This is a genomic window from Phormidesmis sp. 146-12 (assembly GCF_052939495.1).
In genome coordinates, this window is record NZ_JBJPHS010000125.1 from 1 (window position 1) to 16,757 (window position 16,757).

A 16,757-nucleotide genomic window follows, 5' to 3' on the forward strand; every position below is an offset into this window, starting at 1 on the left:
TTTAGGGGGCTGCCTGGAGTGATCGCCACAGCGAGGGATTTCATCGAATTCACGTAATTTTAGAATTTCACGAAAAAAAACAAAATGCTGGCTGCATCAAAATTTCACCAACTCCATCCTCAAATTTTCCCGCAACTTTTAAGGGCACACGCACCCACCCGGAAAAGCAGACCCGCAAGCCAGCGCGTCATCCCTCATCCCTCATCCCTCATCCCTCATCCCTCATCCCTCATCCCTACAGAAACGATCGCTTCTACCCATCGGACAATTCCAGCGACTAGCGTTTCCAGTTCAACGGGTTTGGCAAGATGTTGCTGAAAACCTGCCGCCAGAATTTTATGTTGATTTGATTCGCCCGCGTAGGCGGTCAGCGCGATCGCCGGAATCGATCCGCCTTGTTCGGGGGGCAAGCTTCTGACGTGATGAATGAGGGCATAGCCGTCCATGTCTGGCATTCCAATATCACTGAGCAGCAAATCTGGCTTTTCTTGAGACAAAACCTCGATCGCCTGCTGGGCCGTGGGAACCGAAGTCACGATCGCGCCCTGCTGTTGGAGCATAAACCCAACCAATTCTCGATTGTCTGCCTCGTCATCCACTAATAGAATGCGTAAGCCTTTGAGCCGCGCCAGGACAGATAGACAGGAAATAGAGTCGTGATTTTGCAGGTCGTTCTGCCCATCTTTTGAATCATCGACATCTCTCTGAATCGTCTGTCTCGCACCCTCTTGATGAATGGGAAGCCTGACCGTAAATGTCGCACCCAGCCCCTCACCCGGACTGTCTACTTGAATGGTGCCACCGTGCAACTCGACCAGATGACGCACGATCGCCAGTCCCAATCCCAAGCCACTATGCGATCGCGTCGTTGTACTGTCTGCCTGCCTGAAGCGATCGAACACTCTGGGTAAAAAGTCGGGATGAATTCCAATCCCTGTATCGGTTACTTTAATTTGGGCAAAAGGAGTGTGAGATGGGTTCTGCTCAGTTGCTAACTCAACCGTGACTCGGCCAGCCTGGGGCGTAAACTTAATGGCATTGGTTAGAAGGTTACAAATAATTTGTTGGAGACGAGTCGGATCACCCCAAACTTGAACGATCGCACCCTCCAAACCCGGTGACACGATCTGAATCGATTTGGCTTCGGCTTGTGGCCGCACAGAGTCTAAAGCAGCGTCAACAATCGCAGTTAAGTTGATGGCGTAGCAGTTGAGCTTTAACTTGCCGCGAATGATTTGAGAAACATCGAGAATATCTTCGATCAGTTGTGATTGCGATTCGGCATTGCGTTCGATCGTCTCCAGAGCGCGAGCCGTTGTTTTTTCGTCAAACTTTTTAGACCGTAGCAGACGCGCCCACCCCAACATCGAATTTAGCGGCGTGCGGAGTTCGTGAGAGAGGACGGCTAGAAACTCATCTTTCATTCGATTGGCGGTTTCGGCTTCTTGACGGGCCACCTGTTCGCGAAAGACTTGCTCCTGGATGGCTTCGGCTTGTTTGCGCTCGGTGATGTCCTCGATCGTGCCCACATAGCCCAACAATTCTCCGTGAGCCGAAAGCATCGGTGACGATCGTATCTGTGTCCAGCGAGTGCCTTCCAAGGTTTGAAAGCGCAACTCCTGAGAATATTCTCGACCCTGACGAGTGTAGATTGACCAGCTAGAAAGTGCTTTCTCGCGATCGTCGGGATGAATAGACGCAAACCAACCCTTAGCCAAACTTTCTTCGGCTGACAAGCCACAAATTGCCTGAAATCGAGGATTGGCGTAGCTACATTGACCAGAGGGATCGATCACAAAAATGCCCGACGGAGAACAGGCGCTCAAAGACTGAAACCGTTCTTCACTTTGGCGGAGTTCTGCATTCATCGCCACCAGTTGCGCCGTCTGTCGCTTGACCGCTTCGGTCTTTTTGAACAGATCCACAAACACCGTCACCTTGGAGGTGAGTACAGAAGCCTCGATCGGCTTAAACAAATAATCGACCGCTCCCAACGAGTAGCCCTTAAACATCAGGTGATCGCTGGTGCTAAAGGCGGTGAGAAAGATAATCGGCGTTTGGCGCGATCGCGGTCGATTGCGAATCAAGGTAGCCGTCTCAAAGCCATCCATTCCTGGCATCTGCACATCCAGCAGAATCATCGCAAAGTCTTGATGCAGCAGACACCTCAAGGCTTCTTCTCCTGATGAGGCTCTGACCAGATTTTCACCCAGGCCTTCTAGAATCGCTTCTAGGGCAAGGAGATTTTCGGGTTGGTCGTCCACCATCAGGATGTTGACTGGCTCGGCTGACATAGGCTTTTTCTCAAACAGCATCACAAACAAAGGTTCACCAAAAAAGCAGCGATTTGAGAAAGCGGTAACACCTGATCGATCGAGGTGGCCGCGATCGCCGATTCTGGCATGGTCGGACTTTCAGCAGTTTTGGGGTCTTGTACGATCGTAACCCCTCCCTGCGCTTTGATGGTAGCTAATCCCTTTGCGCCGTCGTGATTTGCCCCGGTTAACAACATTCCAATCACTTGATGTCGATAGACCTCGGCGGCTGACTCAAACAAGACATCGATCGAGGGTCGCGCAAACGAAACGGGATCATCAACAGAGAGGGCAAAGCTTCCCGGCTCGATCAGCAAGTGATAGTCAGGTGGGGCAATGTAGATGTGCCCCGGTAAAATCTCTTCTTTATCTTCAACGTCGCAAATCGGCAAAGCACTATACTGCTGTAGCAGTTGACTCAGGGAATGGTCAGAGTCTGGGTGTCGATGTTGAACGATCGCGATCGGCACTGTAAAACTCTCTGGTATCTCTGGTATCACTTTTTTGAGAGCGGACAATCCCCCCAGAGACGTACCGATCACAACCAGAGCAAAGGGAGATTCAATAGAAGCCATTAGCAGAGACGACGATAGAGTTTTTCGGTGCGCGAAAGTTCTTCATATCGGGGTGCGTGCGACGTGAAGCGAATTGTTTCCTGCTTGCCCAAGCCGAGAATACCAAAGGTACAAAGGCTATTGTAAAAAAGTTCGTGAACGTGTTGTTGAAGGGTGCGATCGAAGTAAATTAATACATTTCGACAGCAGATGAGATTGAATTCATTAAAAGAGCTATCGGTCGCCAGATTATGTTGTGAGAAAAGAATGTTGTCTCGCAAAGATGACCGAAAAATGGCGTGGTCGTAGGCGGCGGTATAGTACTCAGAAAACGATCGCCGTCCGCCTGCCTTGAGATAAAGCTGGGTGTAGCTCTGCATCAATGACAATGGAAAGATGCCACTTTTTGCTTTTTGTAACACCTGCTCGTTGGTGTCGGTGGCATAGATGCGGCAGCGGTGATATAGCCCTTCTTCTTGGAGCAAAATCGCCATTGAGTAAACTTCTTCGCCCGTCGAGCAGCCTGCGTGCCAGATCCGGATAAAGGGATAGGTTCGCAGCAATGGGATCACCTGATTTCTAAAGGCAAGAAAGAAACTGGGATCACGAAACATGGCCGTCACATTCACGGTCAGACTGCTGAGAAAGCGATCGAGACAGGAGCGATCGTGCAAAATTTGAGCCTGAAGTGCAGAAACCGTGGGAATCTGCTCAGTGGCTAAAAATTTACGAATCCGACGCTTGAGAGACGAGGGGGCATAGTTGCGAAAGTCATAGCCGTAGAAGCGATACATTCCCTCTAACAGCAAATGGATTTCGATGTCCTCCAGCGCGCAGAGGGCTTGGGATGGCGGTGACGAGAGAGACATAACTCATCAGTTCACAGTTGAGAACACTATCAAGGATTTATAAAAGAATTTGTAGAAGAGTTTATAGATTGAGGATTGATAGAATTCAGCGCTTTGCGATCAAGTTTAAATAGACTTGCACGATTGGGATAACTTTTTCTGTGGCATTGCTGAATCGTGGGATGAATTGCCTCAAAGCGGAGGGGGTTCAAAGTCCCCCAATTTTGGGGGATTTAGGGGGCGAAAAGATGAACACTTCCCACGCATTCATCCCTCCAATCAGCAACGCCCTTTTTCTGTAACCCAACAATTTCTAAAGAGTACGCAAATTGAGCGAGATGGGCTACCCTCTGGCGATCGAACATTTTGTATAAAGACTATTCCCCCTTGCAGAGAGTGTGCCTGTCTAGAGTCCTACCGTGTATACATAAGTCGATTGATCTGTACTTGCCGTAATCCTTCGCCCCCTAAATCCCCCAAATTTGGGGGACTTTGAACGCTGATCAGGGTTCTAAATTCTGGAAGTCTTTTTTGCTTAAAGTCCCCCAGAATGGGGGATTTAGGGGGCTGAAGCCGACTAGAACGAAGTGAGTATGGACTTGTGTGTACACCGTAGGTCTAGAGTCGAGGAGTCTGATTGCCACTCCGAACAGGGCAAAGTCAGGGATTGAAGACAATTCGGTAGCGTTTGTTACAGAAATATTTTAGAATATTAGAGTCAAAGAAAATTCAGTTTAATCATTGAAACTGTCGTTTGTGAATCATGAATACTACTGTTCAAGGTAATTCTTCTAAAATTGCCGCTCAACATCAAGCCGCGATCCTCGCTTCACTGTCTCACCGGATCGCCGTTGCCAAAGCGTCTCAAAATGTTGAACTCGTTTTCCTCTTAGAGCAAGAACGCCGCCAATTAGCTCAAGTAGATCGTCACGGAGTGCAAGCGGTCACCAACCACCTCAAACAAGTCTGGAACAATTGGATGAGAGCGATCGATGAGTCTTCTCGGCTCTCGGTTGAGCGAATTGTAGGTGATTCGGGTGTGATTTTGTGGCGGGCTTACGACCCGATGACGGGCAAAACACTCTACGCCGAATCGACCTCAGAAGTCGTGCAATGGATCGAAGACAACCGTCTGGGTGAATAGAGACGTTAGGAGATTTCCTTTAATAAATTTACCCGGCTGTCTCCATTGAGAGTTCTGAAAGTCAAAGTCCCCCAGAATTGGGGGATTTAGGGGGCTTCCCAAGGTTGGTAACTTCTTTGCTAGAAATCTCCTAATGTCCAAACTCCTCATCGATACAGCCAGACTCGCAGCAAAGAGATCAACTGTTCGGTATCGACGGGTTTTGTGATGTAGTCTGAGGCTCCCACTTCAATACACTTTTCTCGATCGCCCTGCATGGCCTTGGCTGTGAGTGCGACGATCGGAAGGGTGCGGTACTGCTCCTGTTGGCGAATGGCGCGAGTCGTTTCGTAGCCGTCCATTTCAGGCATCATTACATCCATCAAAATCGCGTCAGTGTCGGGATTAGCTTGCAGCACTTCGATGCCATCTCGACCATTTTCGGCGTAGATCACTTCCATTTCGTATTGTTCTAATAGGCTGGTCAGGGCAAAGATATTTCGCATATCGTCGTCAATGACCAGCACTTTTTTGTGAGCTAAAACCGGATCACTTTGTCGAAGTTCTTCTAAGATTTCACGCTTGGGTTGCGGCAAGTTGGCCTGAACGCGATGCAAGAAAAGGGCTGTTTCGTCGAGAAGTCGTTCGGGCGATCGTACGTCTTTGATGATGATCGTTTCGGCGAGTCGTTTTAGCCGAGTTTCTTCGGGGCGGGTCAGTTCTTTACCTGTGTAGACGATGATCGGTAAGCTGGCAAGTTCAGATTCTTGCTTGATCTGCTCAATTAGATCAAAGCCGCTCATGTCGGGCAGTCCCAGATCCATGACAACACAATCAAAGCGCTGCGATCGTAGTCTAGAAAGTGCTTCTGCTCCCGTTCCGACGGTTGTACTCTGAACGTCACCATTGCCAATCAGCTCAACAATACTATTAGCTTGTACAGCGTCATCTTCGATGATCAAAAGTGATTTCACCGGACGATCAATAAAGCCTTTGATGTTGGTAAAAATTTGATTGAGGGTTTCGGATGAGACGGGCTTTTGTAGATATGCGATCGCGCCCAAACTTAATCCTCGCTGCTGTTGGTCATCACTCGACAAAATGTGAATCGGAATGTGACGAGTTTCGGGGTTGTGTTTGAGGCGATCGAGTACCGTCCAGCCGTCCATATCGGGCAGGTGAATGTCTAACATAATTGCATTGGGCTTGAAGTGCTGCGCCAGCGACAAACCGGGCTGACTTCTCAATGCCACGATTACTTTGAACCCTTGCTGACGAGCCATCTCAAGCAAAATGCGGGCAAAATTAATGTCGTCTTCGATGATCAAAAGCACGCGATCTCTTCGAGATACCCGCAAGGGGTCGTTGGGCTGAATCTGATCGCGATCGTCGGCGATTTCGGAAGCTGGCAGCGAAGGGACAGGGACAATCAATTCGGGGACGGACGATGGCAGGGGTTGCAGAGCCGTCGCAGGTAAGGAGGGCTTTTCTGTCGCCTTGAGCACTTGCGGTAGATAAAGGGTAAACGTGCTGCCCTGTCCGGGTTGGCTGACGAGTTGAATGCTGCCTCCTAGCAATTGAGCGAGTTCGCGACTGATCGACAATCCCAACCCGGTGCCTCCATATTTGCGGCTGGTCGTACCGTCGGCTTGCTGAAACGCTTCAAAAATAATCTTCTGCTTTTCTGGGAGAATTCCAATTCCGGTATCACTGACGGCAAAGGCGATCGTCGGTTCATCACGTTGAGTCTGAACAGAAGCAATACTTAGCGTCACGCCGCCCTGATCAGTAAATTTGAACGCATTGGACAATAGATTTTTGAGAACCTGTTGGAGACGTTTGATATCGGTGGTGATGGTGGGTAGAAGATCGGGGGAGAGGGCGATCGTAAAGCTGAGTCCCTTACTTTGGGCTACTTGATTAAAGGTTCGCTCTAGATAGAGCCGCAACTCGTTCAGATGTAACGTCTCAAGCTCAAGTGAAATAGTGCCCGATTCAATTTTTGCCAGGTCTAAAATATCGTTAATTAACTCCAGCAGATCGTTGCCAGAAGAATAGATTGTCCGGCTGTACTCGGTCTGTTTTTCGGTCAAATTGCCATCATTGTTGTCTGCCAAAAGTCGCGCCAAAATCAACAAACTATTGAGGGGCGTTCTCAACTCATGAGACATATTCGCCAAAAACTCAGACTTGTATTTAGAAGATAGGGTCAACTGTGCAGCTTTTTCTTCGAGTTCTACTCGCGCTTGTTCGATCGCTTGATTTTTCTGTTCGACTTCGCGTTTTTGAATCGCTAACAATTCTGCTTTTTCTTCGAGTTCCTGGTTTAGCTGCTGCAATTCTTCATTGGTTTGTTTCAGTTCTTCTTGCTGTTCTTTTAATAAAAATTCTGATTCCTCCAGAGCTTTGGTTTGTTGGTGTAGTCGCTGATTACTTTCCTCAAGTTCTTCCTGTTGGACTTGCAGTTCTTCGGTGAGCGTTTGAGATTCTTCGAGGAGTTGTTGGGTTCGCATATCGGCAGCGATCGTATTCAACGCCACCCCGATCGCTTCAGCAAGCTCGTCTAATAACGTCAGGTGCAAATCACGAAATCGCTGAAAAGATGCTAACTCCAGCACGCCTATTACCTGATTCTCAAACAAAATTGGCAACACTAAAATATTTAACGGCAACGCTGACCCCAACCCAGAGTGAATCCGAATGTAATCATTGGGGACATCAGTTAATAGAATTCTTTGTTTTTCTAAAGCACACTGCCCAACTAACCCTTCACCCAGCCGAAACTCATTTGATAAATGCCTGCGTTCTTGATAGGCGTAGCTACTCAGCATTTTTAGCACGGGCTGATCTTCAACCGACCTCATCACATAAAAAACGCCCTGCTGTGCGCCTACCAGAGGAGCCAAATTCGACAAAATCAGACGAGAAACGGCTTCTAAATCGCGCTGTCCTTGAAGCTGTTGACCGACTTCTGCCAGGTTTGTTTTGAGCCAGGTTTGCTGATCATTTCGCTCAGTGGTCTCCCGCAAATTGACCATCATCTGATTAAAAGTGCGTGTGAGAATGCCGACTTCATCTTGACGATCGCTCTCCGGCAGCCTTACCGACAAATCTCCCCCAGCGATGCGTTCTGCGGCTTCTGAGACTTCTTTGAGCGGTTTAGAAATCGTGCGCGACAGCAAATAGCCAATCAGCGCCAAAATCAAAAAAGTCAGTGGAATGCCATACGTGACGCTGCTCAAGGTGTTGGCGGCGGCGGACTCTGCGGCTCCGGCGCGCAATCGCAGCAACTCTTGCTCTTCGGCTTTCATACGATCGCTAATGCGCCGAATATTATCCATCGTCTCCTTCCCGCGACCACTACGGACAAATTCGATGGCGGCTTCCGCTTGTTGGGACTGTCTCAACTGCACACTTTCTTGAAGCTGATCGAGCCGGGTCGTAATTTGCGGCTCCAGGCGATCAAGATTGCTTTGCTGGCTGGGGTTATCTGCGGTCAGTCGGCGCAAATCCTGAATTTTCTGATTAATGTTTTTGATGGCAGCATTGTATGGCTCTAGATAACGCGGTTCTCCGGTGAGCAAAAAGCCTCGTTGTCCGGTTTCTGCATCTTTAATCAGAGAAAGAATTTCTTGGAGCGTTGCCAAAACCTGGTAAGTGTGGGTTTCTTGACGCGCTGTGGTCACCAGTTGGTTTGTTCCATGATGGGAGATGGTGCCGATCGTGGCGAGAATTGCTAACCCAACTGCAAAACTTGCGCCAATTTTAGTGCCGATTTTCAGACGATTCAACATTGAGGATAAAGAAAGGCAGTCTCTAAATAATTGCGTTTCTTTTCTGAGCTTACCAAAATTGAGTGAAAAGCCCCTCGCCTTCAGGCACTACGGTGTATACACAAGTCTATACTCACTTCGTTCTAGTCGGCTTCAGCCCCCTAAATCCCCCATTCTGGGGGACTTTAAGCAAAAAAGACTTCCAGAATTTAGAACCCTGATCAGCGTTCAAAGTCCCCCAAATTTGGGGGATTTAGGGGGCGAAGGATTACGGCAAGTACAGATCAATCGACTTATGTAGACACGGTAGCGCCTTCAGGCAGGGGGATGGATAGCGAGGGGCGATCGCCCCAATCTCTCACGGCAAGGAACGTAGAAATTCCCGCAGGATGTCCGTTTTAGTTCGCTTTGCTTTTTTGGCATACCGTTCAAGCTTCTTCATTTCTTCCTCAGAGACTCTAGCGTGAAGTTGTTTTTCAGCCATTTTGTGTACCAGTGTGATACACTTATTCTAGTGGAAAGGTAATCAACCACTCTAAAAACCTAGCCGTCGAAAGACACGCTGCACCTTGAAAATTGAATCGATGCGGTTCTACTGCATTTTTCTAGACTCCCCCTCGCAGTCGGTAAAAGATTCAGAGGAGCTAGACGAACAGCATTTGAAGCAAATTCGTTCCAACGATAAACAGGACTTGCGATGGCGCAAATAGGGTAGGGCATACCCGAATTAACGCTTGGGGAGAGTCCCACCTCTGGGCCAGAGACTGCAAGGAATCTAGTTTAAGTGGTCTCGATGAGCCAAGAATCCCCGTGGCTTTAGCCCTGGAGAGTGTCAACCACTTGTCTTCCCGTGTTGACTCTGGACAAAAAGTATACATGAACCAAGGCGTTCGTGACTCACAAATATTGTGTCAGCAGGGACTTGAGTTGATCGGTTTGAATCGGCTTACTGAGGTAATCAGTGGCCCCGACTGCTAGACAGCGTTCTCGATCGCCCCGCATCGCCATCGCCGTAATCATCACAACTGGGAGATGTTGCCATTTGGGATTTTGTCGCAGGGTAGCTAATAAATCTAGTCCCGTCACCCCGTTGGGTAACTGCACATCCAATAAAATTAAGTCGGGATTTACAGCTTGAATGTCTTCTAAGAAGCGAGTGCTATCGGTTGAATGCATCACCTGGTAACCAAGCGCACTCAAAAAGTCTTGGAGCAGCAAAGCGCTGTTTTGATCATCCTCAACAACTAGAATTCGCCCTTGATCTTGAGCAGGATGCATTGATCTCACAGAACTGTCTGCCTCAGTAGATCGCACTGAAACATCTGACGGCATAGCAGGCTGAAACTGAAGTAAACCGGGTGGCTCATCGGGTAAATAGAGCGTGAACTGACTTCCCTTTCCGGCGATCGACTTCACCGTGATATCGCCTCCATGCAGTTTTGCTAAATTGCGCGCTAAGACCAATCCTAGTCCAGTCCCTTCATAGCGTCGGTTAAGTTGACTATCTACTTGACTAAACGGCTGAAACAATAGCGGCAGCTTCTTTTCAGCGATGCCAATCCCCGTATCTGCGATGGTAAAAGTGATGCCATGAGGCTGTTTTTGAACGATGAGCGAAACTTTGCCGCTGGGCGTAAATTTAATGGCGTTTGACAAAAGATTCAATAAGATTTGTTTGAGACGACGCACATCCGCCATACAGAAATTTGCGTTTGGATCAAGGTGAGTGGTTAGCTGCAAGCCACGATCGTAGGCTCGTTCTCGTACCAAACTGAGACAGCTATTACACACTTCTTGCACACAGAGAGAGGTGAAAGAGAGTTCTTCTTTTCCTGCTTCGACTTTTGCTAGATCGAGAATGTCGTTGATTAGCGATAGTAGATGTTCACCACTGCTATGAATACAAGTGACATATTCTTGTTGTTTGTCATTGAGCGGCCCAAAAAACTCCTGCTGCAATAGTTGTGAGAGTCCCATAATGGAGTTAAGCGGCGTTCGCAGTTCGTGGCTCATGTTGGCCAAAAATTCGCTTTTGGCTCGATTGGCAGATTCAGAAATCAGTTTCTCTTGTTCTAATGCTTGGGTACGTTTTTGGACTAATTGTTCTAGTCGTTTGTAGCTTTGGGCGTTGTAGAGGGCGATCGCTGCCTGGTCAGCAATTCTCTCTAATAAATCTATCTCTTCGACGGTAAAGGTTCTGCAACTCGTCGTCATGTGTAGACACAACCCTCCAGCCAGCTTGTTGTGAACGAAGATCGGCACGCTCAACACCGATAAGGTTTTGGAAGACAGACTGGCGAAGTTGGGCACGTGAAAGACTTGTCGATCGCCAAAGGCAGCAATAGAATTTAACAAGTCAGGGCATTGAGACGCGATCGTTCTAGCTCCTTTAACAGACTGAGCTTGACTCTGAGCATTCCACTCACTGAGAACCTGGACTTCTTGGGCGGCAATGGCAAAAATCAGAGCGCGATCGACGCTAAAGCACTGTCCCGTGTGGTTCACAATCTGCTGTAACACATAGGCTAGATCAAGACTGGAATTTAGAGTGCGGCTGATTTGATTGAGCAGTTGTTCTCGTTGGGCCTGTTGTTTGACTTGCTGAAAGAGTTGCGCCTGTTGAATCGCGATCGCCATCTGCGTTCCTAATTGTCGCAGCAAATCAATCTCAAACGGTTGCCAGTCTCGCGGCTCACTACACTGATGGGCACAGAGTAACCCCCACAACTGGTTGTTGAAGACGATCGGCACCAACAACATCGCTCGAAGCTGTAACGGGGCCAACAATTCGAGATAACAGGGACTTAAGTTGGCCTGGTAAATATCCGCGATCGCAGAGATCCGTCCCTGCTGATATTGGGTGGCATAGTCTGCATCAAAGCAAGGGTCATGAAGTGGATCGCCCAAAATAGACAAACAGTGCGGAGCAACTGACTCAACGACAAACTTACCGCCGCGATCGACTTCAATCTGATAGAGGACAGTTCGTTCGACTTGCAAAAAGTTACGCACTTCGGCAACGGCCGTTTCTAAAATTTCGTCGAGATCTAGCGACTGGCGAATCCGGGCTGCAATTGCACCGAGTAAGCGATCGCGCTCTGCCTGTTTTCGCAACGTTTGATTAGATTGTAAGAGTTGCTCAGTTCGGTCTTTGACCTGAATTTCTAAATCAGCACGAGCCAGTTGTAGCGCCTGCTCGGACTGTTGAAGACGAGCCACCATTTGAGACGATGCTGACAAGTGACGACGCAGTTCTAATTGAGTGATGACCTGGCTGGCTAAAACGCGCAAAAATCGGCTTTGTTCGGCTGTCAGTTGACGAGGAATGCGATCGATGACGCACAAGGTTCCGATCGGGTATCCCTGGGGCGTGATCAGGGGCATTCCTGCGTAGAAGCGGATTTTGGGGTCAGAGGTCACCAGCGGATTATTTGCAAAGCGGCTATCTTGAAGGGCATCCTCAACGACCAATAGATCGGACTGCAAAATAGTGTGAGCGCAAAAGGCGACTTGTCGCGCAGTTTCTGACACCTCTAGCCCCACTTTGGATTTGAACCATTGGCGATCGCGATCCACTAGACAGATCAGCGCGATCGGGGTGTCACAAAAGTGGGCTGCTAGTTCAGTGATTTCGTCAAAGTCTGATTCTGAGGGAGTATCAAGAACATTGTAGTGATGCAAAGCGTCGAGTCTTGCGGCTTCATCACGGGGCAAAGGAGATGGCATCATGGAGCGATCGCGATCCGGAGGTGAACTTGACGTTATCGGCTGAGAGACGGTAGACAGAAAAGATTTTAACCAGGAAGCTTTGGTAAATTGAAGCAGGATCGAGGGCCATGCAGACCTAGACTGGCTCAATTTACAATCTTGTGACAGTTGCTTCTATGTGAACTAATGATACATTTCTTAATCTTAATGAGATCAGAGGTCAACTAAGAATCAGTCTTAGGGTAGAAGCATGAGATTTAGGCTGTATTAAACCAGTTAAGTAGGGGAATCGATGCGGTTTTCGTCGGTCAGAGTCACCCGAACTTGGGGTTTGTTGAAATGGCAGTTTTTGGGCCGCTCCTATGAGAATTGTGAATTAAACAAAATCATGATCTATGAGGTGTGAAGCCCTACGCGAAACGTAAGACCTCAAGGAGTCGCCGATGGGTTGACGTGGATAAAGAATGTTTTAACAAAAAATAAGACTAAACCTGGAGATTTCTTCCAAACTTAGCCTTATCTTGTGATATTTGAACGGGCTAGGAGGGATTCGAACCCCCGACACCGTGGTCCGTAGCCACGTGCTCTAGTCCACTGAGCTACAAGCCCTTGCTCACTGATAGGATCATCATACTATTAGAAAGGGCCAAATGACAAAAGATTCTTCGATTTCTTCTAAAAATTCAGAATCCGATGCTTTACTCAGCCATTTAGATGCCCAGGGACAGGCGCAAATGGTGGACGTTTCGGCGAAATCGATGACGGTGAGACAGGCGATCGCGCTGGGTCGAGTCAAAATGTTGCCCAAGACGATGGCGGCGATCGAGGCAGGCAACGCACCCAAAGGTGATGTGTTGGGGACGGCGAGACTTGCGGGGATTATGGCAGCCAAGCAAACCGCAAATTTGATTCCGCTTTGTCATCCGCTGCCCTTACAAAAAGTGGAGGTCACGATCGAGCCTGATCCCACTTTACCGGGCTATCAGATTCGGGCGGAGGTGAGAATCAAGGCGGAGACAGGGGTAGAAATGGAGGCCTTGACGGCGGTTTCGGTGGCGGCTCTGACGCTTTATGATATGGCCAAGGCGCTCGAAAAATCGATTCAAATCGAGCAAATCTATCTGTTGAGCAAAACGGGCGGAAAATCGGGAGACTATCAGCGTGAGTGATTTTTTGTCCACTTATGGGTTTTTGATGGTCTCGATGGTGTTGGGGGCGCTGTTGGGGTTGTCGTTATATTTGCCGCTGATGGCGGGGCAGTTGTCGCTGGCAAGTCCTGGGTTTTATGCGTTGGGCGGTTATGTTGCGGCGATTCTTTCGACTCAAGTATTTAAAGTTGAAGGGGCGTATCCGATCGTTCTCCTCTTATTTGAAATGCTAACTGCGGGCGTGATTTGTGGACTGTTAGGAATTGTAGTGGGCGTTCCGGCGTTGCGATTGAGGGGAATTTATTTAGCGATCGCGACGATCGCCTTTGTGGAAATTTTGCGCGTGCTCTCGCTCAATCTAGAAATCACCGGGGGAGCCGTTGGCATCTTTGGCATTCCGCAACCGTTTGGGAGTGCGATCGAGTATCTGTGGATTGCGCTGCCGCTATTGTCAGTCAGTATGGGATTTGTGTATCGGCTTGAGAAAATTCGAGTGGGTCGGGCGTTAATTGCGATTCGAGAAGATGAGTTAGCAGCCGATGCGATGGGAATCAATCCCACGTATTACAAAGTGCTTGCGTTCGTGTTGGGGGCGATGCTAGCGGGTGTGGTCGGTGCGATTAGCGCTCATTTTCTCAATACGTGGAATGCTCGACAAGGAACCTTTGATGCCAGCATTATTTATTTAACGTTTGTGTTGATTGGCGGCTCTAGAACATTCATCGGGCCAGTATTGGGCGGAATGGTCTTTACAGCGTTGCCAGAGATTTTGCGGGCCGTTGCAGATGTTCCGGGTTTACCGATGTGGTTAGCGCAATTTTTACGAGACGGACGGTTGATTGTTTTTGGATTTTTGATTGTAATCGGGACGATCTTTTTTCCTCAAGGGTGGATCACTCCTGATTTGTTGAAGCGGCGGCGCTCTCAATAGCGTGACTCTTCCGATCGGACGATCCACTCGTCTAAAAAGCAAGCTATAACAGCAGTGATCTGGCGAGGAATTCTGTGTTGAGCAGACTGCAAAAAGGAATGATGTTGGTCGCGATCGGGATAGGATTCGCGATCGTGTTGCAGCTTCCCTATCAATTAATTGAGCCGTTTAATCCTGGCTCTGCTGCGGTGCAGATGACGCGGGCGACTCCTACCAATCGTTTGCTTGAGACAATGGGCGTGGCGGTCAAAGTTCACTATGCGTCTGACAAAGACTACGCTGTGATCAAATCAAAGTTAGGTGGACTGGGCATTCGCTATCTCAGAGATGGCGGGTCGGGAGAATCTTACTACCGTCGAGTCCGAGAATTGTCGCAAATTGGTGGCTTTAAGTGGACGATGGTGATGGATCCTCGCGATGGGTTTACGGGCGAAAACGTTCCTGAGAAAGGCATTGTTCCAATCTTGCCCCATGTGATTGCGGTTGAGGGGCCCAATGAATGGGATGTACAGTCTAATCTGAAGTACAAAGATCAATCGTTTCCGATCGCCACGCGCACCTTTCAGTCAGAGATGTATCGAGCAATCAAAAACTATCGTCATCCCAATGCGGCGATTCAGTCACAGGTGAGAGCGATTCGAGTGTTGACTCCTTCTCTCGCGTTTCACCAAAATGCAGGAAGACAGGGCGTTGTAGACGCTGACATGGGAAATTTGCACTCCTATCCAGGGGGCACTTCGGCACTGCCCGATCGAGGGTTAGATAACAATGTGCGATCGATGCGACGGTTATTAAGACTGCCTCGATCGCCACTCGTCGCCACTGAGACAGGATATTGCAATGACCTGAATCGGCAGGGCTGTACGAATCAAGGCGGCGTGACGGAGCGATCGTCGGCAAAATATGCCACTCGGATGTATTTAGAGTATTTTCTACGCGGTATTTATCGCACTCATTTGTATAACTTTTCGCTGGATGAGTGGAGTCTATTTTTGCGGCGAGATGGATCGGTTAAGCCTGCTTATAGTGCGGTGCGTGATTTCATTCAAGTGCTCAAAGATTCGGGAGGGGCTTTTTCTCCAAAGTCTTTACGCTACAGTCTTTCTGGCAATACTCAGGATGTAAAATCAGTGTTGTTACAAAAACGCAACGGTGCATTCTATTTAGTGTTGTGGCTTAATGTTCTCAGTGTGAAGTCAGACTTTAAAGATGTGGAGACTGCACGATCGCTGACTCTTAGTTTGGGAGATCGCATATCTCAAGCAAATTTATACCTGCCCACATTCAACGGAACGACTCCTCAAAAAACTTATCGCAATCCTCGCAGCATTTCTTTAAGTGTTCCCGATCATCCTTTGATTGTGGAACTTAGATAGCCTTGGTTGAATCACACTAGCTTTTGTCGCCCTAGTTTTGAAGTAATCCCAATACATTGAGATGCGGCTGCAATTTTTGTTTTTTAATTTGGTCAGCAGCATTCAACAAGGTATCTGTTTGACCAGTTTTTTAGTCTACTTTAAAGCACTTCTACCCCCCAAGCTGCCAATTCTGGGGGACTTTTAGACAAGATTTCTGGTTCAAAGTCCCTTACAGGTGGATGATTTGGGGAGCAACCCGGAGCGGCTCAACTTAATTGATTATGGAGTCGATCGTAAAGTCCCTTATCTCCTCTAATCCGTTCCTCCCCAAGTCCAATTTGGGTTTCCATTCTTCACTGATTTGTTGAGGATCACCGTTGTCGAATCGTTGGCATCGCTCATTCCAGTCATGTCAAGAATCAAGTAAGCTTTACCGCCCACAAAGCGCATCCGTAGATAAGAATGTCCCTGATAGGCTGCACCACCCACTTTTGCCATGCTGGCCGTCGCTCTACATTTACTGTATTGTGGCTTGAGCTTGCCCACCCAGGTAACACTAAAATCATCTGTGGCTGCGATCGCAACCTTTTCAACAATGGCGCTCAAATTTGCCGACCCGTCGATCGTATACCCTCCCTCACGATAAGGGCGCGAAGCTTCAGTCAAAACCACTTTCTCAGGGCAGCGACCATTAGAACCTTGAGCGTCGATCGCGTCTAATACTCGCATCTCAATACTGGCAGCACTCGCTGAAACGGCTGGAAGCACCGACAAGATAGCTACGCCCACACTCAATAAAGCAGCGTTCCATTGCATAAAACTAACTCAGAACTGTGTATTATTTCTATTTAGTCAAATACACGAAGGATGAATAAGTTTCCTGAAACCGAGGTTACATAGAAGAGGTTACATAGAAAGCGTTTAATCGATATGAACTTAGTGTAGTTTTTGGTGTGTGATTCGTTCAGCCTAAACAGATAGCAAGATCTGGGGACGGCT

The 16,757-nt window shown here is 48.4% G+C and carries 11 protein-coding genes and 1 tRNA gene; 4 read left to right on the forward strand and 8 right to left on the reverse strand.

Going from position 1 to position 16,757, the window contains the following annotated elements; all coding sequences use genetic code 11:
• Positions 1–215: 215 nt before the first annotated feature.
• Genes ACKFKF_RS30105 through ACKFKF_RS30115 form a run of 3 tightly spaced genes read right to left on the reverse strand, consistent with a single transcriptional unit; the run spans position 216 to position 3,738 of the window.
• Positions 216–2,294 carry a hybrid sensor histidine kinase/response regulator gene (locus ACKFKF_RS30105; protein WP_446871060.1) on the reverse strand — a complete coding sequence of 693 codons (2,079 nt, stop codon included), beginning with the start codon at positions 2,292–2,294 and terminating at the stop codon, positions 216–218.
• Between the two features lie 20 nt (positions 2,295–2,314).
• Positions 2,315–2,890, reverse strand: coding sequence for a chemotaxis protein CheB (locus tag ACKFKF_RS30110; protein WP_446871061.1), 576 nt, complete (start codon positions 2,888–2,890; stop codon positions 2,315–2,317).
• Positions 2,890–3,738, reverse strand: coding sequence for a CheR family methyltransferase (locus ACKFKF_RS30115; protein ID WP_446871062.1), 849 nt, complete (start codon positions 3,736–3,738; stop codon positions 2,890–2,892). The genes ACKFKF_RS30110 and ACKFKF_RS30115 overlap by 1 nt, the downstream gene beginning before the upstream one ends.
• Before the next feature lie 742 nt (positions 3,739–4,480).
• Here ACKFKF_RS30115 and ACKFKF_RS30120 point away from each other — a divergent pair.
• Entirely contained in the window at positions 4,481–4,861 is a 381-nt protein-coding gene (locus ACKFKF_RS30120; protein ID WP_446871063.1) for a hypothetical protein, read from the forward strand.
• 146 nt (positions 4,862–5,007) lie between these two features.
• On the opposite strand, the gene ACKFKF_RS30125 is transcribed toward ACKFKF_RS30120, so the two are convergent.
• From ACKFKF_RS30125 to ACKFKF_RS30140, 4 genes are all read right to left on the reverse strand, one after another.
• A complete protein-coding gene (locus tag ACKFKF_RS30125; RefSeq protein WP_446871064.1) occupies positions 5,008–8,634 on the reverse strand; it encodes a response regulator in 3,627 nt (1,208 codons plus the stop codon).
• Positions 8,635–8,971: 337 nt separating this feature from the next.
• On the reverse strand, positions 8,972–9,097 hold the full coding sequence (locus ACKFKF_RS30130) for a ribbon-helix-helix protein, CopG family (protein ID WP_446871065.1): 126 nt from the start codon (positions 9,095–9,097) through the stop codon (positions 8,972–8,974).
• A gap of 413 nt (positions 9,098–9,510) precedes the next feature.
• Positions 9,511–12,342 carry a GAF domain-containing protein gene (locus tag ACKFKF_RS30135; RefSeq protein ID WP_446871066.1) on the reverse strand — a complete coding sequence of 944 codons (2,832 nt, stop codon included), beginning with the start codon at positions 12,340–12,342 and terminating at the stop codon, positions 9,511–9,513.
• Between the two features lie 514 nt (positions 12,343–12,856).
• Positions 12,857–12,930 (reverse strand) — tRNA-Arg (locus ACKFKF_RS30140).
• A gap of 41 nt (positions 12,931–12,971) precedes the next feature.
• Here ACKFKF_RS30140 and moaC point away from each other — a divergent pair.
• The 3 genes from moaC to ACKFKF_RS30155 all read left to right on the forward strand — a co-directional run bounded on the left by moaC (position 12,972) and on the right by ACKFKF_RS30155 (position 15,776).
• Complete coding sequence (gene moaC, locus ACKFKF_RS30145) at positions 12,972–13,490, forward strand: cyclic pyranopterin monophosphate synthase MoaC (RefSeq protein ID WP_446861083.1); 519 nt, start codon at positions 12,972–12,974, stop codon at positions 13,488–13,490.
• Positions 13,483–14,400, forward strand: coding sequence for a branched-chain amino acid ABC transporter permease (locus ACKFKF_RS30150; protein ID WP_446871067.1), 918 nt, complete (start codon positions 13,483–13,485; stop codon positions 14,398–14,400). The genes moaC and ACKFKF_RS30150 overlap by 8 nt, the downstream gene beginning before the upstream one ends.
• Positions 14,401–14,477: 77 nt before the next feature.
• Positions 14,478–15,776, forward strand: a complete 1,299-nt coding sequence (locus tag ACKFKF_RS30155; protein ID WP_446871068.1) for a hypothetical protein — start codon at positions 14,478–14,480, stop codon at positions 15,774–15,776.
• Positions 15,777–16,070: 294 nt separating this feature from the next.
• Here ACKFKF_RS30155 and ACKFKF_RS30160 read toward each other — a convergent pair whose 3' ends face one another.
• Positions 16,071–16,574: a hypothetical protein gene (locus tag ACKFKF_RS30160; RefSeq protein ID WP_446871069.1), complete on the reverse strand. Its 504-nt coding sequence runs from the start codon at positions 16,572–16,574 to the stop codon at positions 16,071–16,073.
• Positions 16,575–16,757 lie beyond the last annotated feature (183 nt).